The following is a 21,522-nucleotide window of genomic DNA, read 5'->3' on the forward strand; positions in this document are numbered from 1 at the left end:
GCTTTATCGCTGCATGCTCCCTCTTGCAGTCCTGACACCACGGTACACTCGACGCACGCCGTATCAGGGTCCGACGCGCGACAGGCGCGCCGGGCGGCGTCGCGCCTCGTTGCACCCACAACTGGATGCCAGCCATGCCAGATCCCCGTCCCTCGCCCCGCACGACATTCAAGCCGCAGGTCGTGCTGCCCGCGCTCGCGGTCATCGGCGCACTGCTCATCGTGTGCGGGTGGCACCCGAACGAAGCCGGTGCGCTGTTCTCCTCCGGCCAGCAATGGGTCGTCGCGCGTTTCGACTGGTTCTACGTACTCGCCGTCACCACGTTCCTCGTGTTTCTCGTGCTGATCGCGGCGAGCGACTTCGGCAACATCCGGCTCGGCCCCGATGACGCCGAGCCCGAGTTCAGTTTCCTGTCGTGGACGGCCATGCTGTTCGCGGCGGGCATGGGCATCGGCCTCATGTACTTCGGCGTCGGCGAGCCGATGCAGCACTTCCTGAAGCCGCCGACCGTCGACCCCGGCACGCCTGCCGCCGCGCGCGAGGCGATGCTGATGACCTTCTTCCACTGGGGCTTCCATGCGTGGGCGATCTACGGGCTGATGGGGCTCGTGCTCGCGTACTTCGGCTTCCGCTACAACCTGCCGCTGACGCTGCGCTCCGGTCTGTACCCGGTGCTGCGCGAGCGCGTGAACGGCTGGATCGGCCACACGGTCGACGCGTTCGCGCTGGTCGGCACGGTCGCGGGCATCGCGACGACGCTCGGCTACGGCGTGATGCAGATGAGCGCGGGCCTGCATACGGTCGCCGGCTGGGACACGAGCGGCAACGCGTTCCGCATCGGGCTCGTCGCGATCGTCGTGATCCTGGCGGGCGCATCGGCCGCGAGCGGCCTCGACAAGGGCGTGCGGCGGCTGTCGGAGCTGAATCTGCTGCTGGCGTTCCTGCTGCTTGCGTTCGTGGTCGTCGCGGGCCCGACGTCGTTCCTGCTGCGCGCGCTCGGCGACAATATCGGCCAGTATCTGGCGAATCTCGTCGACCTGTCGTTCCGCACCTATGCGTACGCGCCGCCACGCGAGGAAGGCTGGTTCGGCGGCTGGACGATCCTCTACTGGGCGTGGTGGGTATCGTGGTCGCCGTTCGTCGGCATGTTCATCGCGCGGATCTCGCGCGGCCGCACGATCCGCCAGTTCGTGATCGGCGTGTTGCTCGTGCCGACCGCATTCAATCTCGTATGGATGACCGTATTCGGCAACAGCGCGATCTGGCTCGACACGCACGGCGCGGCCGGGGCACTCGCGCAAACGGCTACCCGTGTCGATGCGTTGCTGTTCCGCTTCTTCGATTTCCTGCCGCTGCCGCAGTTGCTGTCGATCGCCGCGATCGTGCTGATCGCGGTGTTCTTCGTCACGTCCGCCGATTCGGGTGCATTCGTGATCGATCAGATCGCGACGCGCGGCGCCGCGCATTCGCCGGTCTGGCAGCGGCTGTTCTGGGCTGGGCTGCTCGGTGTGACGGCAGCCGTGCTGCTGGTCGCGGGCGGGCTCGGCGCACTGCAGGCGATGACATTGATCGCCGCATTGCCGGTCGCCCTGATCATGCTCGCGCTGTGCTACGGACTGTGGCGTGGGCTCGCGGCCGATCGCGTGCACTATTCGCAGGCCGTCGCGCCCGCGACGAGCTTCTGGACCGGCCAGCACTGGCGCCATCGCCTGACGCACATCCTGCGGCAGACGACCGAAGCCGACGCACGCCAGTTCGTCGCGGAAACCGTCGAGCCCGCGCTGCGCAAAGTCGCCGACGAGTTGCGGGCGGGCGGCGTCGACGCGCACGTGCAGCGCGACAGCGAAGACGCGGTACGGTTGACCGTGCCGACCGCGGAACACCGTGACTTCGTCTATGGCGCGCGCGTGACGGCGAAATCCGCCGCCGCGTTCCTCATGCGCGAGGCGGCCGAGCCGGAATCGCAGCGTGCACACGTGTACGGCATCGTCACGTTCTTCGAGGATGGTCGGCTCGGCTATGACGTCGAATACCTGCGCGGCGACGAACTGATTGCCGACGTGCTGCGTCAGTACGAACGCTACGTGTCGCTCGCGGCCGACCAGCGTACGCATCTGCTGAGCCGTGCTCCGGGGCACGCTACGGAGGCCGAATGAACGAGACCGTCACCTTTATCGCGTCAAACCGGCGCGCGGCACCCGACGGAGTCGCACGATGAGCGGCCTCCTGCACGATCGCACCGGCGACGTCGTCGCGCTCGCCACGCTCGCGCTGCTGTACCTCGGCGGCGTCGGCCTCGCGCTGTGGCGGATTCGCACCGCCGCGCGACGCGGCAAGTTCTACTGGATCGCCTGCATCGCGCTACTGGCAGGCGGCGCCATCGTGATGACCGCGAACCTGTCGCCCGTGCCGAACAGCGGCGAAATGCCGCCGGGCTTCGCGCTCGGCGTCGAAGCGGTGCTGCTCGGGCTCGCGCTCGTTGCAGCCGGCTGTGCGTGGCTGATGTTGCGCGCCCGGCGCGGCTGATATCCGCCTTTTGCATGGCCCGCCCTTGTCACGCGTCAACAGCAGCGCGCGTGCCGAACGTCGTGCCGCTTCCCCTCTCCCGATGCGTCATGCGGACGGCGCACGTGCGGTGACGAGCCAGCATGCGGCATCGAAGCGCACGTTCGTGCCCTGCAGGTAGCCGTCGTACTCGGCGCGAACCGTATCGATCACGCGTCGCCGCGTCGCATCGTCCGCGTGCTGAAGCGCGAGCCCGACCGGCCCCAGCCGCGCGATGTAGTCGTCCAGCGCGGACGCCGGCAACGTGCATGCGACATCGATCGGCTCGATCGCGATATCAGCCCAGCCGCTATCCGACAACACCGACGCGATCCGCTGCCGGTCGCCGAATGCGAATTGTCCCGGCGCACCCCGCTGCCGCGCCGGCAGGTTCGGCAGCAACGGCGCCGCGGCGCGTTCAGCCGTCGTCATGAACGGATTGTCGGCCGCGCCGCGCCATGCGACGAATCGCAGTTGCGCGTTCGCGCGCGCCGCACGCCGCAGGTTCGCGAACGCGCGCACCGGATCGTCGAAGAACATCACGCCGAAGCGCGACACGATCAGGTCGAACTGACCGGGCGCAAACGCATGCGTCTGCGCATCGGCATGCACGAAGTCGGCGCCAGGGCCGTCGCGTTCGGCGCGTGCCTTGGCGGCGGCAATCATCCGCGCCGAGATGTCGACACCCGTACAGTGCACGTGCGCGTGCACGCCGCGCCGCCGTGCAATCGCGAGCGTCACCGCGCCCGTGCCGCACCCGACGTCGAGCACGCTGCGTGCGGACGCCGCCGCATCCGCGAGCAGTATCTCGAACGGCTCGAACATCCGGTCGAGCGAGCGCTGCGCGTCGACCCACGCAAGCCCCGACGGGCCGTTCCACAGCGCAGACTGCGCTTCGTTTGCCGGGCTGTCTTTCATCATCGACTCTCCTTTGTCCGCGTCGTTGATCGTGATCCGGACTATGCTGCTTCAAGCCGGCTTGAGGTCAAGGCCACGACGCTGGCACGCTTCACGCCGAGCACCTGAGCACTTGTCGCGCCCCGCTTTTCATAATTCTTACATTCGTGTTGCGTATCGTTGACGACTTTCCCACGGTGCCTCCCATGCGACGATTCCTCTCTCGCGCGCGATTCGTGCGTTGCGCCCCGCTTGCTGCCCTCGCGGCGCTGTCCGCGTGTTCGAATCACATCGATACACCCGCCGATCCAGCGAGTGCCGCGATCAACGTCCAGGCCGCGTGGGTCGAGATCGGTGATGCGAACCAGGCGATCGCGCGCGTGATCACGAACTACAGCCCCGCGTCCGCGAGCGATCCGCTGTGCCCGCAACTGTCCGTCGACGGCAAGCTGTCGCGCATGACGCTGCGCGCCGGCGCCGCGACCATCGCGCAACGGCCGACCGCCAGCGACCCGGCCGACTCGAAACCGTCGAGCTTCCCGGTGTCGGTCTGCGAAACGACGCTGCCGGCCGATGCGCAGACGGCGAGCGTCGCAGGCCGCGCGCTGCCGCTGCCGAAAGCGCAGCCGCAGCGCATCGCGATCATCGCCGACACGGGCTGCCGGATGAAGAAGGCCGACAACGCATGGCAGGCGTGCAGCGACGCGACGGTCTGGCCCTTCGACACGATCGCGGCGAGCGTCGCGAAGCTGTCGCCGGATCTCGTGCTGCACGTCGGTGACTATCACTACCGCGAGAACGCTTGCCCGCCCGACATCGCTGGCTGCAAGGACAGCCCGTGGGGCTACGGCTGGGATACGTGGCAGGCCGACCTGTTCCGCCCGGCCGCGCCGCTGTTCGCGAAGGCGCCGTGGGTCGTCGTGCGCGGCAACCACGAGGAATGCGCGCGGGCCGGCCAGGGCTGGTACCGCTTTCTCGATACGCACCCGTATTCGACAGCCCGCTCGTGCGACGATCCGGCCAACGACAACGATGCGAACTATTCGGATCCGTATGCGGTGTCGCTCGGCGACGGCACGCAGGTGATCGTATTCGACACCGCGAAGGTCGGCCGCAATCCGCTGAAGACGACCGACGCGCAATTCCGCATCTACCAGAAGCAGTTCCAGACGGTGGCGTCGCTCGCAGCGAAGGCCGGCATGACGACGACGATCTTCACGAACCACCATCCGATCCTCGCGTTCGCGCCGATCGCCGGCAGCACGCCCGCGCCGGGCAACCTCGCGCTGCAGTCGGTGATGTCGAGCCTGAACGCGCAGGCGTACTACCCGCCCGGCATCCACGTCGCGCTGCACGGGCACGTGCACGACTTCCAGGCGATCAACTTCTCGTCCGGGCATCCGGCGACGATCGTGTCCGGCAACGGCGGCGACAATCTCGACGTCGCGCTGCCCGATCCGTTCCCGGCCGACCTGACGCCCGCGCCTGGTGCCGTGATCGAGCGGCTCTCGCATAACAACAGCTTCGGTTTCCTGATCATGGAGCGACGCGCGGCGCCGGCGACCGGTTGGGTGTTCCATGCATATTCGGCGGCGGGCAAGCTGCTCGCGTCGTGCGACCAGTCGGGCACGACGCTCGCATGCGACAAGACGGGGTTCATCGCGCCGTGAGTGATGAAGTTCGATTGCTTGGCGGTTTGACGGGTTTGACGGGTTCGACCGGCCGCCGGTGGTGGACGGCCGGAACGCGGAAACGGCCGGGTTCGTCGGCGGCTTCCGTCGAGCGTTCGGCTTCGGCTTCGGCTTCGGCTTCGGCTTCGGCTTCGGCTTCGGCTTCGGCTTCGGCTTCGGCTTCGGCTTCGGCTGCGGCTGCGGTTTCAGTTTCGGCTTCGGTCGCCGGCAGCGGCTGCACGGCACGCGTACTTGCCGCCGCCTTGCTCGCCGGCGCGGCGCTCGCAACCCACGCCGCACCGTCCGAAACGACCCTGCTCCCCGGCGCGCCGCCGTCGCGCGTCGTCGACACGATCGGCAACGGCACGCCGCAGGTGACCGGCAAGGTCGACGCGGCGACCGCCCGTTTCGCGCCCGACCCGACGCTCGTCGCGCTCGGCCGCCGGATCTTCTTCGATCCGCGCCTGTCCGAGCCGCGCGGCATGTCGTGCGCGGGCTGCCACGATCCGGCGCGCGCATTCGCGCCGACGCTGTCGGCCGCCTCGCTCGCGGGGCCCGGCGTGCCGGAAGGCAGCCGCCACGGGCGCTTCAGCCAGCGCAACGCGCCGTCGCTGCTCTATGTGCGCTACGTGCCGCGCCGCCACTTCTACCAGGACGACGACGCGCCCGCGCCGTCGCCGTTCGGCGGCCTTTTCAGCGACGGCCGCGCCGACACGCTCGCCGAACAGATCCGCGGCCCGTTGTTCGATCCGAACGAGATGAACAACCGGTCGCCGGCCGCGCTGCTGCGCAAGGTTGACGCAACCGAACTGGCGGGCGATCTCGCCGTGCACTTCGGCGCATCGGTGCGGCGCGATCCCGAGCAGCTGGTGCGCGCGCTGGGCTCGGCCGTCGAGGCCTATCTGCAGAGCGACGACATGGCGCCGTTCACGTCGCGCTTCGACGCGTTCCTGCGCACCCGCAAGCCGCTCGCGCCGGCGGAGATGCACGGCCTGGCGCTGTTCCGCAATCCCGACAAGGGCAACTGCATGAGTTGCCACACGCTGTCGGAAACGTCGAACCGGCCGGAGCGCTCGCTCTTCACCGATTTCGGCTACGACGCGATCGCGGTGCCGCGCAACCGTGCGCTGCCCGCGAACCGCGATCCGCGCCATTTCGACAACGGCCTGTGCGACACGGCAACGCGGCTGCGCTGGCCCGAGCCGACGCAGTGGTGCGGCTACCTGCGCACGCCGGGGCTGCGCAACGTCGCGGTCAAGCAGACATTCATGCACAACGGCGTGTTCACGACGCTGCGCGACGCGGTCGCGTTCTACAACACCCGCTCGACCGACCCGGGCTACTGGTATCACGGCGCCAGGACGTTCGACGACGTGCCGGCCGCCTATCGCGGCAACATCAACGTCAATTCGACGCCGATGAACCGCCGGCCGGGCCTGCCGCCCGCGCTGACCGACGCGGAAATCGACGACATCGTCGCGTTCCTCGGCACGCTGACCGACGCGCGCTACGCGCATCTCCTCCCGCCCGCCGCCCATGCGGCCCCGGCTGCCCCGCTCACCGGGTCGCCGGTCGTCCGCACCGCCGCGCCTGCGCGCTGACCCTGGCCGAACGGCCAGGCGCATGCGCGCCCGCTTGCGGCCGCCTCACATACTGGTTATATTTACAGCACTGTATTTATGAACAGTGAGGTGCGCGATGGAACATCTGGTCCGTATCGTCAACGACACCGATCGCCAAGTGCTGGCCTGGCTGCGTGCGCAGGTCGGCGACGCCCGCGTCGAGCGCGCGGCACGCCAGCTCGGGCACACACGCAAGCCCTTTCCTTCCGCGGTATGCCGGTATCTCGGCATGAGCGCGCCGGCCACGCTGCGCCAGGCGGAACGGCCGCGTGCCGCACGCGACTTCTCGGTCGGCGATCGCTACCTGTCGCTGATCCGTCAGCACCTCGCCGCGCATGCGGTCAGCCGATGAAATCGCCGAAATCGTATCGCCGGCGCGTGATGGCGCGGCGGGCCACCGGGGTGAACGCGGCGTGCCGGATTGGCCGGCCCGTGCCGCCGTCACGCCAGCCGAGCCCGATAGCCGACGCGCCAGCCCGGCCGTCACCGGCCCTGCTTACGCAGCGGCGGCCGCGTCGCGTATCAGCCGGCCGAGCGTTTCGATCGCCGCTTCGTGCGCCGTGTCGAACGCCCGCGTGCAGGCAAGCCGGATACACGCATCGAAGCGGTCGGAATTCGAGAAGATCGACCCGGGTGCGATCCTTACCCCGCATGCCAGCGCGGCCTCGAACAATGCTTCGGAACGCACACTGTCCGGCAGCGCGATCCACAGCAGCATGCCGCCGGGCGGCCGGTTCATTCGCGTGCCGGCTGGAAAATGGCGTGCGATCACGTCGATCGTCACGTCGCGCTGCACGCGAAGCTGTTCGCGAAACCGGTGCAGGTGGCGATCGAACGCACCCGAGCCGACGAATTCGGCCACGACGGCCTGCAGCAACGCGGCGTTGTGCCGGCTGTGCGCGAACTTGAGCATCTTCACGCGCGCGTGCCAGCGGCCCGCGCTCATCCAGCCGAGCCGCATCCCGGGCGCCAGCACCTTGTTGAACGACGGGCAGTAGAATCACCGTGCTGTCGCGGTCCCATGCCTTCACGGGCTTCACCGCGTGCAGCGCTTCGACGAGCTCGCGATACGGTTCGTCCTCGATCACGGCCACGCCGCGACGCGAGCACAGCGCGACCAGCGCGATCGTGCCCGGTTCCCTCACCGCGCAGGGCCGATTCAGCCGAGCAGAGCCGACAACCCCAACCGACACATCCTGCCCGCCGCGCGGCATGCACTCCACGCCTTTGCTACCGCACCTTCCACGCACGCTCGAGCCATTCGAACAACGCCATCCCGGCCAGCATCGCGACGACGAATGCGATGCCCTTGACCGAGCCGAGGCCGATCGACACGAGCGCCGGCCCCGGGCAGAACCCGGCAAGCCCCCAGCCGATGCCGAACACGGCACTCCCGACGACGAGCCGCACGGTGATCGTCCGCGCGGTCGGCCACTGGATCGGCAGACCGAGCAGCGACCGCGTCCGGCGCTTCGCCCATGCGAACGCGAACACGGCGACGCCGATCGCGCCGGCCATCACAAACGCGAGCGACGGATCCCAATGGCCTGCCAGGTCGAGAAAACCGAGCACCTTCTGCGGGTTGGCCATCCCCGACACGATCAGCCCGACGCCGAACAGCAACCCCGCCAGAAATGCGAATCCTGCCTGCATGTCAGCCTCCGAGCACGTGCCGCCGCACGAATACGGTCGCGAAGCCCGCGACCATGAACACCGCCGTCGCGACGAGCGAGCGCGTCGCACCGCGCGACAGCCCGCAGACACCGTGACCGCTCGTGCATCCACCCGCATAGCGCGTGCCGATCCCGACCAGCAGGCCGGCCGCCAGCAACGTGCCCCAGCCTGCGTCGACCTGCGGCGTGACGGCGGCACCGGCGATACGCATCATCAGCGGCGCGGCGACCAGCCCGGCGACGAATGCGGCACGCCAGTCGCGCTCCGCGCCACCGGCCGTGAACAAGCCGCCGACGATGCCGCTGATCCCGGCGATTCGCCCGTTGAATGCGACGAGCCACGCGGCGGCAAGCCCGATCAGAACCCCACCGGCAAGCGACAGCCACGGCGTGAAATGAAGCGAATCAAGCTGCATGGCGCGTCCCCTTCGCGGCCGGGCCGCAGAACTGTTCGTACAGCACGCCCATCACCGCGATCGCGGCCGGACTGTCGAGCGAGTAGTGGATGTTCTTGCCTTCGCGGCGCGTGCGGACGAGCGCGTTGTCCCGCAACACGCCGAGTTGCTGCGACAGCGTCGGCTGACGGATATCCAGTCGCGCCTCGAGATCGCTCACGCAGCGTTCGCCCTGCGACAGTTCACACAGCAGCAGCAACCGGTCGGGATTGGACAGCACCTTGAGCAGCGCGCACGCCGATTCGGCAGCGGCGCGCATCTGGCTGGGCTCGGGCAGCCCGGCGGAAGGATCGGCATTCATGGGGATGGTGGCACACGATTAACGAATCAATATTATATCTATTTATATATTGATGACTCGTACTATCGTCCGGCGCCATTACTCGAATGGCGCCATCACCACCGCCCTCCCGTACCACCCGCTACGCCTGCTCCCCGGCAATCGCATCGGCCGCCGCCGCGCGCTTCGCGCCGGCCCGCACCGCGCCGAGCGCCAGCACCGCGATCCCCGCGATCACGCACGGCGCCGCGACGCATGCGAACGCGGTCGGCAGCGGCAACCCCATTGCGAGCATCGCCCCGCCCGCCATCGAGCCGACGACCGATCCGCCGCGGCCGATCCCGTTCGCCCAGCTCACGCCCGTGGTCCGGCATTCGGTCGGATAGAACGCGGCCGACAGCGCGTTCGCGCCGACCTGCGAGCCCGACACGCAGAAGCCGGCTGCGAACACGGCCAGCGCGGCACCCGCCGGCGACGCCGCAAGCACGCCGATCGCCGCGACGAACACACCCGCCGCCGCATAGCTGCATGCAAGCACGCGGTGCGGATCGAAGCGGTCCATCAACCAGCCGAGCACAATCGCGCCGAGCGTGCCGCCGACCTGGAACATCGCGGTCACGCGCGCGGCCGTCTGCAGCGACGCGCCGGTCGTGCGCAACAGCGTCGGCAGCCAGCTCGACAGCAGGTAGATGACGAGCAGGCTCATGAAGAACGTAAGCCACAGCAGCAGCGTGCCGCGCAACAGGTCCGCGCCGAACAGGCGGCCGAGCGGCGAACCGGCCGGCTTGCCGCGCGGCGCGATGAACGACGCGTGCGCGAGATGCGGGTCCGGTGCGATACGCGCGAGCATCGCCGCGATCCGCTCGCGCGCCGCGCCGGTGTTGACGAGGTAGCGCACCGATTCCGGCAGCCGCCACGCGAGCACCGGCAGAAGCAGCAGCGGCGCGGCACCGCCGACGACCAGCACCGTGCGCCAGCCGTCGCGCTCGATCAGCGCCGCGGCCGCGAGCCCGCCGAGCGCGGAGCCGATCGTGAAGCCGCAGAACATCGTCGTCACGAGCAGCGAGCGCCGCCGCGCGGGGCAATACTCGGACGTCAGCGTGATCGCATTCGGCATCGCTCCGCCGAGCCCGAGGCCGGTCACGAAGCGCCACGCGATCAGCTCGGTCAAGCCGCCCGCGCTCGCCGACGCGGCACTCGCGATGCCGAAGCACGCGACACAGGCGAGCAGCAGGCGCTTGCGGCCGAACCGGTCGCCGAACGGCCCGAACACAAGTGCGCCGGCCATCAGCCCGGCGAGCCCGGCACCGAATACCGGCGCGAGCTGCGCGGGTGAAAGGCCCCATTCCGCGCGAATGACGGGGGCGATGAATCCGATCGATGCCGTATCGAAACCGTCGATCGCGACGATCAGGAAGCACAGCGCGACGATCGCGGCCTGAAACGGCGCAACGCGATGCCGGTCGATCCACTCGCTGACGTCGATGGACAGCGTATCGGCCATGATGGTGTCTCCTCCATGAAGGCGGTCGCGCGTGATGTCGTTGGAATGCGCGCCGCCGGATTCGGGCTGAAGCGCGTCAGGCGACGAACTTCAGGCAATCCTCCGCACGCCAGCCGTGCAGCCAGTCGAGCGCATCGTAGAACTGCGCCTGCGTGCGTCCGACCCACAGCGCGTTGCGCACCTGCCGCTCGACGCCCTTCGCGTGATAGATCCGCCCCATCTCCCGCGCCGAATACAGCACGCGCGCGGTGCGCGGAATCCGCACGCGCTCGTACAGCGCGAACGCGGCCTCGAAATCGCCGTCCGTCTGCGCGACGGCCGCGCCGAGCGTCACCGCATCCTCGAGCGCCTGGCACGCGCCCTGCGCGATGTATTGCGTCATCGGATGCGCGGCGTCGCCGAGCACCGTCGCGCGGCCCGCGCTCCAGCGTTCGACCGGGTCGCGATCGGCGGTCGCCCAGCGCTTCCACGACGTCGGCCGGTCGAGCATCTGCTTCGGCAGCGGATGGATGCCGTCGAAGTACGACAGCACTTCCTCCTTGCTGCCCTCGCGCACGCCCCAGGTTTCCTGCTCACGGCTGTGGAACGTGACGACGAGGTTGTATTGCCGTCCGCCGCGCAGCGGGTAATGGACGAGATGGCAATGCGGGCCGGCCCAGACGACCGGCGCATTGATCTGCAGATCCTTCGGCATGTTGTCGACGTCGACCACCGCGCGGTACACGACGTGCCCCGTCACGCGATGTGCGTCGCCGATCAGCGCCTGCCGGATCGCGGACTTCACGCCGTCGCAGCCGATCACCGCGTCCGCGCGATAACGCTCGCCATGCTGGTCGGTCACGGTCACGCCGTTGTCGTCCTGCTCGAACCCGCACACCTGCGTGCTGGTCCGGAATTCGATCAGCGGATGATCCTTGACCGCTTCGTAGATCGACAGGTGAATGTCCGCGCGATGGATCACCGCATACGGGTTCCCGAAGCGTTCGCGATACGCGGCGCCCGTGTCGATGCACGCGACTTCCCGCGCGTCGACCGCATCCATCAGTTGCAACCGGTCGGTGAACACGGCGCGGCCGCGCGCGGCGTCGCCGACGCCCAGTGCGTCGAGCGCGTTGAACGCATTCGCGGCGAGCTGGATGCCCGCGCCGATCTCGCCGATCTGCTCGGCCTGCTCGAGCAGCTTCACGCGAATGCCCTGGCGCGCGAGCGCCAGCGCGGTCGCGAGCCCGCCGATGCCGCCGCCGATCACGAGGACGCGCCGGCCTGTGTTGTGTGTCTCGCTCATGTCTGTCTCCTGCTTCGTGTTACGCGACGTAGTCCGGCTGTCGCTGCGGCTGCGCCGCGTCGAACGCCGGCTCGCGCCGCGCGTGTTCATAAACCGCGAGGCTGCGCGGATACGCGCTCAGGTCGCAGTCCATCCGCAGCGCGTTCGCAACTTGCGGCACGAGGCACACGTCGGCGAGCGTCGGCGCATCGCCGAAACACCACGGGCCCGTGTCCGCGCGCGCGAGCAAGCGCTCGACACCGGCCATTCCTTCCGCGATCCAGTGCCGGTACCACGCACGCTTCTGCTGCGGCGTGACCTGAAGTTCGCTGTCGAGGTAGCGCAGCACGCGCAGGTTGTTGACCGGATGGATGTCGCATGCGATCAGCGTCGCGAGTTCCAGCACGCGCGCGCGCTGCCGCGGTTCCTGCGGGATCAGCCGCGGCGCCGGATGCATCCGGTCGAGGTAGTCGATGATCGCGAGCGACTGGCCGAGACGGAAATCGCCGTCGACCAGCGCCGGCACCGACGCCGACGGATTCACCTGCGCGACGTAGCCGGCCTCGCGATGCTCGCCCGTGCGGATGTTCACGGGCAGCGTGTCGTACGGCAGTCCTTTCAGCGCGAGCGTGATGCGCACCCGATAGGAGGTCGAACTGTTGAAGAAGCTATGCAGTTGCACGATGTAGCCTTTCGAGGAAATCGACGAACGCGCGTCAGACCACGCGCACGGCCAGTTCGCCGAGACGCTCGACGCCGACCTTCATCACGTCGCCCTTGACCACCGCGCCGACGCCTTCCGGCGTACCGGTGAAGATCACGTCGCCCGGTTCGAGGCGGAAGAACTTCGACAGGTCGGCGACCGTTTCCGCGACCGACCAGATCAGGTGCGACACGTCGCTCTTCTGCTTCGTCGTGCCGTTGACGGTCAGCCACACGCCGGCCTGCTCGAAGTGGCCGACTTCGCTCGCCGGATGCACGGGGCCGATCGGCGCGGAACGGTCGAACGCCTTGCCGATTTCCCACGGCCGGCCCATCTCGCGCATCTTCATCTGCAGGTCGCGACGCGTCATGTCGAGGCCGACGGCATAGCCCCACACGTGCTCGAGCGCATGCTCGAGCGGAATGTCCGCCCCGCCCTTGCCGATTACCGCGACGAGCTCGGCTTCATAGTGGTAGTTCTGCGTCTGCGACGGATATTCGAGATCGAGCGTTTCGCCGTAGGCGACCGGCACGATCGAATCGGCCGGCTTGCAGAAGAAGAACGGCGGTTCGCGATCGGGATCGAAGCCCATTTCGCGTGCATGGGCCGCGTAGTTGCGGCCGACGCAGTACACGCGGCGTACGGCGAAGCGGGCGTCGCTACCGGCGACGGGAAGCGCCACCGGCGCTTCGGGCGGGAAAACGTAAGTCATGAACGGCTCCAGCTTGAGCATGAAAGAAGGAACGCGCGCCGCCTTGGCGGCGCACTGGACGAATCGGGGAAATCGGGGAAAAGCGGGAAATGCGGCCGCATCAGTCGCGCGCTTCGCGCAGCAGGTTCAACGCGGACAGCACGGGCCGGTCGGAATAGCTGAACAGCACGCTGTCGGAGGACGCAGACAACCGCACCGGCACCCACGACGGCGCGACGAAGATGTCGTGCGGCTCGAACGCGAACGCGTCGCCGCCGATGTGCGCGGTGCCGCTGCCTTCAACGACGCAATAGATCGTCGCGTCGGTGCTGCGATACGTGCGGCCGTCGAAACCGGCGGGCAGGAACTGCATGAAGGTCGCGATCGTCGGCATCGGCCAGCCGCCCGTCGCGGGGTTCACGTAGCGCAGCTTCACGCCGTCCCATGCGTCGAGCTCGCCGTTGCGGTACAGCCCGTCGAGCGCCTCGCGGGTGCGGGCATATGGATAGCTGAACACCGGCGACGTCGGATCGCTCGCGCGATGCCGCACCGGCACCATGTTGTGACCGAAGCGCGCGAAGCTGTCGCCTTCCGCGCGGCTGACGGGCTGCTCGGCTTCCGGATAGTTCTCTGCGAAGCCCGCATCGAGGTTCGCGACGAGCGGAATGTCGAGCCCGTCGAGCCACACGACCGGCTCGCCGCCGTCTTCCACGGACGGGTTGCCGTGGTCGTGCCACGCCCACGACGGCGTGATGATGAAGTCGCCCGGATGCATCGTCGTGCGCTCGCCGTTCACCGCGGTCCATGCGCCCTTGCCTTCGACGATGAAGCGCAGCGCCGACTGCGTATGCCGGTGACTCGGCGCGATCTCGCCCGGCAGGATCAGCTGCAGGCCCGCGTACAGGGTCGGCGTCATGCTCGACCGGCCGGGCAGCCCCGGGTTCTCCAGCACCAGCACGCGACGCACGGCTTCTTCCGCGCTGATCACGCTGCCGGCCTGCATCACCAGGTCGCGCACCTGCGCGTACTTCCAGATCGCGGGCTGCGCGGCCGGCTGCGGGGTTTTCGGCACGAGGTTGTGCAGCGACTCCCACAACGGCGCGAGGCGCTGTTCGGCGATCCGTGCGTAGTAGTCGGCGCGCGACGTATCCGGGTGTCGGCTGGTCATGATGTCTCCTTGAGGCGGCCGATCGCGGTCGGCGCTGTGTCGGGTCGGGAACCGCGTGCCGCAGTCCGTTAGCGCATTTATATTCGACGCAGACATACCCGGTAAAATGATGAAATCATCTAATCCATATGATTTCGGATATACCTTCCGACACGGAGCGCGCGATGGACTGGACCTACCGGCTGCGATTGCGGCACCTGCAAGTGCTGTTGAGCCTGGCCAGCACGGGCAACCTGAGCCAGTCGGCGGCAGCGCTCGCGACCACCCAGCCCGCGCTGTCGAAATGGCTGAAGGAACTGGAGGAGGACGTCGGGTTGCCGCTGTTCGAGCGGCACGCGCGCGGTTTGCGGCCGACGGCCTACGGCGACGCGCTGATCGAGCACGCGCGCCGCGTGGAGGCGCAGCTCGACGTCGCGCGCGACGACATGGCTGCGCTGCGCGAAGGCGGCAGCGGCCTGGTGACGATCGGCACGTCGGGCGTCGCGGCCGCCGATACGGTGCCGCTCGCGGTGTCGCAGTTGCTGAAGCGGATGCCGCGCGCGCAGGTGCGGCTCGCGGAGAGCACGATGAACCAGTTGATGCCGCAGCTCGCGCGCGGCGAGCTGGACATCGTCGTCGGCCGCTCCGGATCCGCGTCCGTCGATCCGCACCTGCACGCCGAAGCGCTGTATGTCGATCCGGTGGTGTTCGTTGCGCGGCCCGATCATCCGCTCGTCGGCACGGCATCCGTCGGCTGGGACGAGGTGCTGGCCTACTCGTGGATCGTCTGGCCGCCCGGCACGCCCGTGCACAACGCGCTGCAGGTCGCGCTGACGGCCGCCGGCCGCGTGCAGCCGCCGCACTGCGTCGAATCGAATTCGTCGATCCTGAACCTTACGCTGCTGAACAACACCGACCTGCTCGGCGTCGCATCGCACCGCGCCGCACGGCGTTTCGAGCAATTGAACGCGATCCGCATCCTGCCGATACGGCTCGAGGGCCAGGGCGCGGTGTCGATGTACTGGCACCCGGACAGCGCGAATCGCGCGGCCGTGGCCGCCGCGATCGAGTGCCTGCGTGCCTGTGCGGCGCCGCAGGTGGGCGGATGGGAGAAAGTGAAGGCGGATTGAGCGGCGAAGCGGCCCGGCGCGAACCGCGCCGCTTCACCGTGGCGCGTCAGGCGCCGTCGCAGGACGCCGTGTCGTCCAGCATCAGCGTGCCGACCCGCGCAGGCACGAGCGGCGTGCGCGGCACCGGCGGCGTCCAGCCGAACAGCGCCTGCGCGGCCGCGCCGCACACGCGGCCCTGGCATGCGCCCATCCCGCAGCGCGTCTGCAGCTTCGCGGCCGTCCAGCCCGGCGCCGGCGCGACCGCGTCGAAGCGCACGTCCTCGCAACGGCACAGCAGCGTATCGGGCCGCGCGAGCCGGCGAATCGGCTCGCGGATCGTGAAACGCTCGCGCACGGCGTCCGCGAACGCCTGCCAGTGCGCTCGCCGCGCAACCAGCGCGGCGAGCGGCGCCGTCTGCCCGGTGGCCGCGCAGCCAGCGATCTCGCCTTCGACCATCGCCAGCTCGCTGCCGCCGACACCCGTGCACTCGCCCGCCGCGAAATACCCGTCGCGGCTCGTACGTTGGTGCGCGTCAACCGCGACCGCGCCGCTCTCGATCCGGCAGCCGAGATGGCTCGGCAGCACGGTGTTCGGCACGAGGCCGAAGCCGCACGCGAGCCGGTCGCAGTCGACGTCGAATTCGCGCTCGCCCTGCCGGATCCGCACGTGTTCGAGCCGCTTGTCGCCGAACGCTTCGACGACGTATGCATTGGGCCGGTAGGCGGCCGTGACGAGCTTCGCCGCCTGTGCGAGCTTCGACGGCCAGCGCCACAGCCCCGCGCCGAAGCCGGCGACGTCGCTCCACGCCGCCTGTTCGAGCACATGCGACACCTGCGCGCCGGCCTGCCTGGCCGTCACCGCGCTCGCGAGCAGCAGCGGGCCGCTGCCGGCGATCACCGTGCGCTGCTCGCGCACGTCGAGGCCATACTTGATCAGTGCCTGCAAGCCGCCCGCGCCGGTCACACCGGGCAGCGTCCAGCCCGGGAACGGCAGCAGCAGCTCGCGCGCGCCGCAGCACAGGATCAGCGTGCGGAATTCGAGCAGGAATCCGCGCTCGTCGTCCTCCAGCAACAATGTGCCCGGCTGCGTTTCGGCGACGATGCGCGTGGCCGCGAGATGCGTGACGTTCGGCTGCCGCAGCACGGCAAGGCGTTCCGCCGCGGCAGGCACCGGCATCGCGGTAGCCGCCTGGCGCCAGATCTGCCCGCCCGCGCGCGGGTTGTCGTCGACGATCGCAACCGTTGCACCGCTTCGTGCGGCAGCCCGCGCGGCCGATAGCCCTGCCGGGCCCGCGCCGACGATCGCGATGTCGACGCTCAGTCGTTCCTGTTTCATCGCGTCCGCTCCACCCGCATCCCGTCGCGGCACAGCGTCTGGCAAGCCAGACGACGGCGGCCGTCGATCGTCATCCTGCACTCCTGGCAGATGCCCATACCGCAAAACGGCGCGCGCGCCGCACCCGTGCACGACACGCGCGTCGTGTCATCGCCGCTCGCCGCGACGGCGGCCGCGACGGTCGCACCGTCGGCCACCGTCAGCGCGCGGCCGTCCAGATGAATGATCATGTCAGCCTCCGCCGGGCCGCCCTGCACGTACAGGAATCGGCCTTCGAGGGACGGGGGGACTGCGTCCCCCCAAGCGAACGAAGCGAGCGTGGGGGTCGTTTCATGTCAGCGCTCCGGCTACGGGGGACGTCGTCAGGAAACGTCCCGGCAAATACGGTTCGATGTCGATGGGCGGCCGTTCGCCCGTCATCAACGCGGCGATGAGCCGCGCACTGCCCGGCGCGGTCGTCACGCCGAGCCCTTCGTGCCCGACCGCGAGCCACACGCCCGGCCGCGCCGGATGTTCGCCGAGCAGCGGCAGGCCGTCGGGGCTCGCGGAACGGAAGCCCGTCCATGCGCGAATCCCGTTCAGGTCCGCCAGCTCCGGCAGGTAGCCGACCGCGCGGCGCAGCATGCGCGCGAGCACGGGCGGCTCGATGCGCGCGTCCTCGGTGTCGAACTGGCGCGACGAGCCGATCAGCAACTGGCCGGTCGGCCGCGGCTGCACGTTGAACGCGACCGACGTGCCGTCGCTCGCGTGCGCGCTCGCCGCATAGCCGAGCTCGACGAGCTGGTGCGACACCTGGCCCGGATAGCGGTCGGTGATCAGCAGATGGCCCTTCTTCGGGCGCAGCGGCAATTCGGGCAACAGCGTGCGCGCGGCGACGCCGTTCGCGACGACGACGCGTTCCGCGCGCAGCGTGTCGCCGCTCGCGAGCGTCACGCTCGGGCCGTCGACCGCCACCGCGCGATCGCGCCGCAACGTGATGCCCGATGTGCGCTGCAACAGCCAGCTCGCGGCGACTGGCGCATAGAGAATCGCATCGCCGGGGATCTTCAGCGCGCCGCCGAGCCCCGCACGCAGCATCGGCTCCAGCCGCGCGAGCGTCGCCGCGTCGATCAGCTCGCCCGCCACGCCGTGCGCGGCGAGCGTCGCCTGCTTGGTGCGCGCGAGATCCATCTCGTTGGAATCGGCCGCGAGCCACAGCGTGCCGCAGTTGCGGTACGCACAACCTTCCGGCATCTCGCCGGCGAGCACGCGCCACAGCTCGATCGAGTAATGGCTCAGCGCGAGTTCGGCCGCGTTGTCGTCCATCGCGACGAGGTGCCCCATGCCGGCGCCGGTCGCGCCGCCGCTCGCGTCGTCGACGACGAGCACACGCAGCCCGCGCTGCGCGAGTTCATGCGCGCATGCGGCGCCGACGATGCCGGCGCCGATCACGACGACGTCGGTCCGGGTCTCGCTCACGACACGATGCCCCAGCCGAACGGATCGTCTTCCTCGATCAACAGCGTGGCTTCCGCGCTCAGGTGCGCGCTGCCGCGAATCGTCGGCACGATGCCGCCGTCGGCCTGCGCATAGCTCGCCTGGAACACGCTGCCGATCACGCTCGCCTGCCGCCACACGACACCCGGTTCGAGCTTGCCGTCAGCCGCGAGGCACGCGAGCTTCGCGCTCGTGCCGGTGCCGCACGGCGATCGGTCGTACGCATGCCCCGGGCACAGCACGAAGCTGCGGCTGTCGTGCTCGGGATCGTCCGCGAACAGTTCGATATGGTCGATCTCGCCGCCGTTCGCACCGGTGATGCCCGCGTGCTCGAGCCCTGCGCGCACAGCGGACGAATAGGCGGTCAGCGCGGCGACGTTGTCGCCGGCCACGCGCTGGCCGTGATCGCTGATCAGGAAAAACCAGTTGCCGCCCCACGCGATGTCGCCCTTCACCGGGCCGTAACCCGGCACGTCGACGGCGACGGCCTTCGCATGGCGGTACGCGAGCACGTTGCGCACGCTGACCGACAGGTCGTCGTGCAGCGTCGCCTCGACGGTGCCGACCGGCGTTTCGATCCTGTGCACGCCCGGCTCGATGCGGCCCATGTGATGCAGCGTGCGCACGACGCCGATCGTGCCGTGCCCGCACATCCCGAGATAACCGCTGTTGTTGAAGAAGATCACGCCGGCCGCCGCCTCCGGCGACACGGGTTCGCACAGCAGCGCGCCGACCAGCACATCGCTGCCGCGCGGCTCGAGAATGCACGCGGTGCGATAGCGATCGTGCTCGCGCGCGAGCACGTCGCGGCGCTCGGCCATCGTGCCGTTGCCTAGCGAGGGGAAACCGGACACGACGAGCCGCGTGGGTTCGCCGCCCGTGTGCGAATCGATGATCTGGATGCGCTTCATCATGAGCCGTCCGAAGTGGGGAAAGGAGCATAGCTTCCTCCGTCGTGCGTCCGTCCGCTTGTGGCTTTTCGATGAGGACGGCGACGAAATCGGCATAGTGCGGAACGCCCTTCGCACCCCTTCCGGCTACTGTGCCGATTTCGTCATTCTGCTCCGCGATACGACTCAAGCGTGATGGGTGTTTGCACGGCGATACTGGTTGCACGTCGACGCGCCTGTCGTCGGCCGATACGTAGCAGGAGATTGCAGTGAGCCGAAACGCCATCCCGCGGGCCGGAGTGTTCCCCGCCCTCAGCAACCGGTTCGTGCCGGGCGCTTCCATCGCTTCCATCACCTTCGACGCCGCGCACCGCGCCGGATAGAACCGGGCGAACCGCTGACCGATTTTCCCCCGGCGGTGCAACGGCTTCCCCCGTCGCATCGCCACTTCCGGTCCGGCATGGCCCGCACGGGCCCGTTCGCCGCAACGCCAGCCCGCGCCGCGCATGAACGGTCCCCGGCCCGCCCCGGCCGTTCGAACCGGTCGCGCGCCGGCCGGCAGGTGTGCGCCGCTGCTCCGTCGGAGCGCGGCGCACGCCGCACCTGCCCCGATATTTCCCAGGAGACAAACCCATGCCAGGCCAAGGCAACACACACCCGTCCGTCCCGCTTTCCCGTTCCGTGCCCGCCGACGGCGGTCACGGCAAGTTCAAGAAGCAGCTGTCGCTGACCGACCTGACGTTCATCGGTCTCGGGGCGATCTTCGGTTCGGGGTGGCTATTCGCCGCGAGTCACGTCTCGACGATCGCCGGCCCGGCCGGCATCTTCTCGTGGCTGCTCGGCGGCTTCTCGGTGCTGCTGCTCGGCATCGTCTATTGCGAACTCGGCGCCGCGCTGCCGCGCGCGGGCGGCGTGGTCCGCTACCCGGTGTTCTCGCACGGCCCGCTGCTCGGCTATCTGATGGGCTTCATCACGCTGATCGCGTTCTCGAGCCTGATCGCGATCGAAGTGGTCGCCGCGCGCCAGTACGCGGCCGCGTGGTTCCCCGGCCTGACCAAGGCAGTCTCGAGCGACCCGACCACGCTCGGCTGGCTCGTGCAGGCCGCGCTGCTGTGCTTCTTCTTTTACCTGAACTATTCGAGCGTGAAGACTTTCGCGAAAGCGAACAACGTCATCAGCGTCTTCAAGTTCATCGTGCCGCTGTCGGTGATCGCGGTGCTGTTCACGTTCTTCAAGCCGGCCAACCTGACCGTGCACGGCTTCGCGCCGTTCGGCATGCCGGGCATCGAGATGGCCGTGTCGGCCGGCGGCATCATCTTCGCGTATCTTGGCCTCACGCCGATCGTGTCGGTCGCGAGCGAAGTGCGTAATCCGCAGCGCACGATCCCGATCGCGCTGATCCTGTCGATCCTGCTGTCCACGCTGATCTACGTGCTGCTGCAGCTCGCGTTCATCGGCAGCATCCCGACCGACATGCTCGCCGCCGGCTGGCATGACGTCAGCCGCGCCTTCTCCCTGCCGTACCGCGACATCGCGCTCGCGCTCGGCGTAGGTTGGCTCGCGGTGATGGTCGTCGCCGACGCGATGATCTCGCCGAGCGGCTGCGGCAACATCTACATGAACGCGACGCCGCGCGTCGTCTACGGCTGGGCGAAGACCGGCACGTTCTTCAAGGTGTTCACGCGCGTCGACGAAGCATCGGGCATCCCGCGCGCGGGCCTGTGGCTCACGTTCGGCCTCGCGATCTTCTGGACGATGCCGTTCCCGTCGTGGGAAGCGCTGATCAACATCGTGTCCGCCGCGCTCGTGCTGAGCTACGCGGTCGCCCCCGTGTCGGTCGCCGCGCTGCGCCGCACCGCGCCCGACCTGCCGCGGCCGTTTCGCGCGGTGGCGTTCGGCATCACCGGCCCCGCGTCGTTCGTGATCGCCGCGCTGATCGTCTACTGGTCGGGCTGGGGCACCGTGTCCTGGCTGCTCGGCCTGCAGATCGTGATGTTCGTGATCTATCTGGCGTGCCGCCGCTGGGTGCCGACCGCGCACCTGAGCCTCGCCGAGCAGGTCCGTTCGTCCGCGTGGCTGATCGCGTTCTACGCGGCCATGATCGTGCTGTCGTACTTCGGCGGCTTCGGCGGCACGGGCCAGCTCGCGCATCCGTACGACACGGTCGTCGTCGCGGCCGTGGCGCTCGTGATCTTCTACTGGGGTGCCAACACCGGCATCCGTTCCGACAAGCTGCAGCTCGAAGACGACGAAGACTGACG

General features: G+C 69.0%; 21 protein-coding genes and 1 pseudogene. 7 read left to right on the forward strand and 15 right to left on the reverse strand.

From position 1 onward, the window contains the following. Nucleotides 1-134 precede the first annotated feature (134 nt). Entirely contained in the window at nucleotides 135-2,156 is a 2,022-nt protein-coding gene (locus DIE15_RS20585; protein WP_124834215.1) for a BCCT family transporter, read from the forward strand. 58 nt (nucleotides 2,157-2,214) lie between these two features. Then, a complete protein-coding gene (locus tag DIE15_RS20590; protein ID WP_057928302.1) occupies nucleotides 2,215-2,526 on the forward strand; it encodes a hypothetical protein in 312 nt (103 codons plus the stop codon). 87 nt (nucleotides 2,527-2,613) lie between these two features. Here the strand turns inward: DIE15_RS20590 and DIE15_RS20595 are convergent, their stop codons facing one another. Further along, nucleotides 2,614-3,462: a class I SAM-dependent methyltransferase gene (locus DIE15_RS20595; RefSeq protein WP_124834237.1), complete on the reverse strand. Its 849-nt coding sequence runs from the start codon at nucleotides 3,460-3,462 to the stop codon at nucleotides 2,614-2,616. Nucleotides 3,463-3,647: 185 nt separating this feature from the next. Here DIE15_RS20595 and DIE15_RS20600 point away from each other — a divergent pair, with 185 nt between their 5' ends. Further along, nucleotides 3,648-5,111 (forward strand): metallophosphoesterase, encoded by a 1,464-nt coding sequence (locus tag DIE15_RS20600; RefSeq protein ID WP_124834216.1) that lies wholly within the window; start codon nucleotides 3,648-3,650, stop codon nucleotides 5,109-5,111. Here DIE15_RS20600 and DIE15_RS20605 read toward each other — a convergent pair. Beyond that, nucleotides 5,098-5,352 carry a hypothetical protein gene (locus DIE15_RS20605; RefSeq protein WP_124834217.1) on the reverse strand — a complete coding sequence of 85 codons (255 nt, stop codon included), beginning with the start codon at nucleotides 5,350-5,352 and terminating at the stop codon, nucleotides 5,098-5,100. The two genes, DIE15_RS20600 and DIE15_RS20605, sit on opposite strands and share 14 nt — an antisense overlap. A 22-nt stretch (nucleotides 5,353-5,374) precedes the next feature. Between DIE15_RS20605 and DIE15_RS20610 the strand changes: the two genes are divergently transcribed. Both DIE15_RS20610 and DIE15_RS20615 read left to right on the forward strand, forming a co-directional pair. After that, a complete protein-coding gene (locus DIE15_RS20610; protein WP_057928305.1) occupies nucleotides 5,375-6,712 on the forward strand; it encodes a cytochrome-c peroxidase in 1,338 nt (445 codons plus the stop codon). Nucleotides 6,713-6,809: 97 nt separating this feature from the next. Next, nucleotides 6,810-7,085: a hypothetical protein gene (locus tag DIE15_RS20615; RefSeq protein ID WP_057928306.1), complete on the forward strand. Its 276-nt coding sequence runs from the start codon at nucleotides 6,810-6,812 to the stop codon at nucleotides 7,083-7,085. 144 nt (nucleotides 7,086-7,229) lie between these two features. Here DIE15_RS20615 and DIE15_RS20620 read toward each other — a convergent pair. From DIE15_RS20620 to gtdA, 9 genes and pseudogenes are all read right to left on the reverse strand, one after another. Then, nucleotides 7,230-7,857: pseudogene (locus tag DIE15_RS20620) on the reverse strand (PLP-dependent aminotransferase family protein); the annotation flags it as partial. A 106-nt stretch (nucleotides 7,858-7,963) separates the two neighbouring features. Further along, the gene (locus tag DIE15_RS20625) at nucleotides 7,964-8,386 is read right to left on the reverse strand and encodes a YeeE/YedE family protein (protein ID WP_057928307.1); all 423 of its coding nucleotides are present in this window, start codon (nucleotides 8,384-8,386) and stop codon (nucleotides 7,964-7,966) included. Between the two features lies 1 nt (nucleotide 8,387). After that, nucleotides 8,388-8,822: a YeeE/YedE family protein gene (locus DIE15_RS20630; RefSeq protein WP_057928308.1), complete on the reverse strand. Its 435-nt coding sequence runs from the start codon at nucleotides 8,820-8,822 to the stop codon at nucleotides 8,388-8,390. Further along, a complete protein-coding gene (locus tag DIE15_RS20635) occupies nucleotides 8,812-9,162 on the reverse strand; it encodes a helix-turn-helix transcriptional regulator (RefSeq protein WP_057928309.1) in 351 nt (116 codons plus the stop codon). Before DIE15_RS20635 ends, DIE15_RS20630 begins: the two co-directional genes overlap by 11 nt. A gap of 121 nt (nucleotides 9,163-9,283) precedes the next feature. Further along, the gene (locus DIE15_RS20640) at nucleotides 9,284-10,645 is read right to left on the reverse strand and encodes an aromatic acid/H+ symport family MFS transporter (RefSeq protein WP_124834218.1); all 1,362 of its coding nucleotides are present in this window, start codon (nucleotides 10,643-10,645) and stop codon (nucleotides 9,284-9,286) included. Nucleotides 10,646-10,721: 76 nt separating this feature from the next. Beyond that, the gene (locus DIE15_RS20645; protein ID WP_057928332.1) at nucleotides 10,722-11,930 is read right to left on the reverse strand and encodes a 3-hydroxybenzoate 6-monooxygenase; all 1,209 of its coding nucleotides are present in this window, start codon (nucleotides 11,928-11,930) and stop codon (nucleotides 10,722-10,724) included. A 19-nt stretch (nucleotides 11,931-11,949) separates the two neighbouring features. Next, nucleotides 11,950-12,591, reverse strand: a complete 642-nt coding sequence (gene maiA / locus DIE15_RS20650) for a maleylacetoacetate isomerase (protein WP_124834219.1) — start codon at nucleotides 12,589-12,591, stop codon at nucleotides 11,950-11,952. Between the two features lie 34 nt (nucleotides 12,592-12,625). Continuing rightward, nucleotides 12,626-13,324 carry a fumarylacetoacetate hydrolase family protein gene (locus tag DIE15_RS20655; protein ID WP_057928333.1) on the reverse strand — a complete coding sequence of 233 codons (699 nt, stop codon included), beginning with the start codon at nucleotides 13,322-13,324 and terminating at the stop codon, nucleotides 12,626-12,628. 100 nt (nucleotides 13,325-13,424) lie between these two features. Then, nucleotides 13,425-14,471, reverse strand: coding sequence for a gentisate 1,2-dioxygenase (gene gtdA / locus DIE15_RS20660; RefSeq protein ID WP_124834220.1), 1,047 nt, complete (start codon nucleotides 14,469-14,471; stop codon nucleotides 13,425-13,427). A 164-nt stretch (nucleotides 14,472-14,635) separates the two neighbouring features. On the opposite strand from gtdA, the gene DIE15_RS20665 reads away from it, so the two are divergent. Beyond that, nucleotides 14,636-15,580, forward strand: coding sequence for a LysR substrate-binding domain-containing protein (locus DIE15_RS20665; protein ID WP_124834221.1), 945 nt, complete (start codon nucleotides 14,636-14,638; stop codon nucleotides 15,578-15,580). Between the two features lie 46 nt (nucleotides 15,581-15,626). Here the strand turns inward: DIE15_RS20665 and DIE15_RS20670 are convergent, their stop codons facing one another. The 4 genes from DIE15_RS20670 to DIE15_RS20685 all read right to left on the reverse strand — a co-directional run bounded on the left by DIE15_RS20670 (nucleotide 15,627) and on the right by DIE15_RS20685 (nucleotide 19,282). Next, complete coding sequence (locus DIE15_RS20670; protein ID WP_124834222.1) at nucleotides 15,627-16,895, reverse strand: FAD/NAD(P)-binding oxidoreductase; 1,269 nt, start codon at nucleotides 16,893-16,895, stop codon at nucleotides 15,627-15,629. Further along, a complete protein-coding gene (locus DIE15_RS20675) occupies nucleotides 16,892-17,125 on the reverse strand; it encodes a 2Fe-2S iron-sulfur cluster-binding protein (protein WP_011658575.1) in 234 nt (77 codons plus the stop codon). Before DIE15_RS20675 ends, DIE15_RS20670 begins: the two co-directional genes overlap by 4 nt. A gap of 100 nt (nucleotides 17,126-17,225) precedes the next feature. Beyond that, nucleotides 17,226-18,353 carry an FAD-binding oxidoreductase gene (locus DIE15_RS20680; protein WP_124834223.1) on the reverse strand — a complete coding sequence of 376 codons (1,128 nt, stop codon included), beginning with the start codon at nucleotides 18,351-18,353 and terminating at the stop codon, nucleotides 17,226-17,228. Beyond that, nucleotides 18,350-19,282 (reverse strand): 4-hydroxyproline epimerase, encoded by a 933-nt coding sequence (locus tag DIE15_RS20685; protein ID WP_124834238.1) that lies wholly within the window; start codon nucleotides 19,280-19,282, stop codon nucleotides 18,350-18,352. The genes DIE15_RS20680 and DIE15_RS20685 overlap by 4 nt, the downstream gene beginning before the upstream one ends. 612 nt (nucleotides 19,283-19,894) lie before the next feature. Here DIE15_RS20685 and DIE15_RS20690 point away from each other — a divergent pair. Next, on the forward strand, nucleotides 19,895-21,520 hold the full coding sequence (locus tag DIE15_RS20690) for an APC family permease (protein ID WP_124834224.1): 1,626 nt from the start codon (nucleotides 19,895-19,897) through the stop codon (nucleotides 21,518-21,520). Nucleotides 21,521-21,522 lie beyond the last annotated feature (2 nt).

The sequence above is a fragment of the Burkholderia sp. Bp9031 genome, assembly GCF_003857965.1.
In the GTDB taxonomy this organism is placed as follows: Bacteria; Pseudomonadota; Gammaproteobacteria; order Burkholderiales; family Burkholderiaceae; genus Burkholderia; species Burkholderia ambifaria_A.

What these genes read in the sequence shown, in the direction of transcription:
- DIE15_RS20585 (WP_124834215.1), top strand. Translation starts at nt 135, where the DNA reads ATGCCAGATCCCCGTCCCTCGCCCCGCACGACATTCAAGCCGCAGGTC.
- DIE15_RS20590 (WP_057928302.1), top strand. Translation starts at nt 2,215, where the DNA reads ATGAGCGGCCTCCTGCACGATCGCACCGGCGACGTCGTCGCGCTCGCC.
- DIE15_RS20595 (WP_124834237.1), bottom strand. Translation starts at nt 3,462, where the DNA reads ATGAAAGACAGCCCGGCAAACGAAGCGCAGTCTGCGCTGTGGAACGGC.
- DIE15_RS20600 (WP_124834216.1), top strand. Translation starts at nt 3,648, where the DNA reads ATGCGACGATTCCTCTCTCGCGCGCGATTCGTGCGTTGCGCCCCGCTT.
- DIE15_RS20615 (WP_057928306.1), top strand. Translation starts at nt 6,810, where the DNA reads ATGGAACATCTGGTCCGTATCGTCAACGACACCGATCGCCAAGTGCTG.
- DIE15_RS20625 (WP_057928307.1), bottom strand. Translation starts at nt 8,386, where the DNA reads ATGCAGGCAGGATTCGCATTTCTGGCGGGGTTGCTGTTCGGCGTCGGG.
- DIE15_RS20630 (WP_057928308.1), bottom strand. Translation starts at nt 8,822, where the DNA reads ATGCAGCTTGATTCGCTTCATTTCACGCCGTGGCTGTCGCTTGCCGGT.
- DIE15_RS20635 (WP_057928309.1), bottom strand. Translation starts at nt 9,162, where the DNA reads ATGAATGCCGATCCTTCCGCCGGGCTGCCCGAGCCCAGCCAGATGCGC.
- DIE15_RS20640 (WP_124834218.1), bottom strand. Translation starts at nt 10,645, where the DNA reads ATGGCCGATACGCTGTCCATCGACGTCAGCGAGTGGATCGACCGGCAT.
- DIE15_RS20645 (WP_057928332.1), bottom strand. Translation starts at nt 11,930, where the DNA reads ATGAGCGAGACACACAACACAGGCCGGCGCGTCCTCGTGATCGGCGGC.
- DIE15_RS20655 (WP_057928333.1), bottom strand. Translation starts at nt 13,324, where the DNA reads ATGACTTACGTTTTCCCGCCCGAAGCGCCGGTGGCGCTTCCCGTCGCC.
- gtdA (WP_124834220.1), bottom strand. Translation starts at nt 14,471, where the DNA reads ATGACCAGCCGACACCCGGATACGTCGCGCGCCGACTACTACGCACGG.
- DIE15_RS20665 (WP_124834221.1), top strand. Translation starts at nt 14,636, where the DNA reads ATGGACTGGACCTACCGGCTGCGATTGCGGCACCTGCAAGTGCTGTTG.
- DIE15_RS20670 (WP_124834222.1), bottom strand. Translation starts at nt 16,895, where the DNA reads ATGAAACAGGAACGACTGAGCGTCGACATCGCGATCGTCGGCGCGGGC.
- DIE15_RS20675 (WP_011658575.1), bottom strand. Translation starts at nt 17,125, where the DNA reads ATGATCATTCATCTGGACGGCCGCGCGCTGACGGTGGCCGACGGTGCG.
- DIE15_RS20685 (WP_124834238.1), bottom strand. Translation starts at nt 19,282, where the DNA reads ATGAAGCGCATCCAGATCATCGATTCGCACACGGGCGGCGAACCCACG.
- DIE15_RS20690 (WP_124834224.1), top strand. Translation starts at nt 19,895, where the DNA reads ATGCCAGGCCAAGGCAACACACACCCGTCCGTCCCGCTTTCCCGTTCC.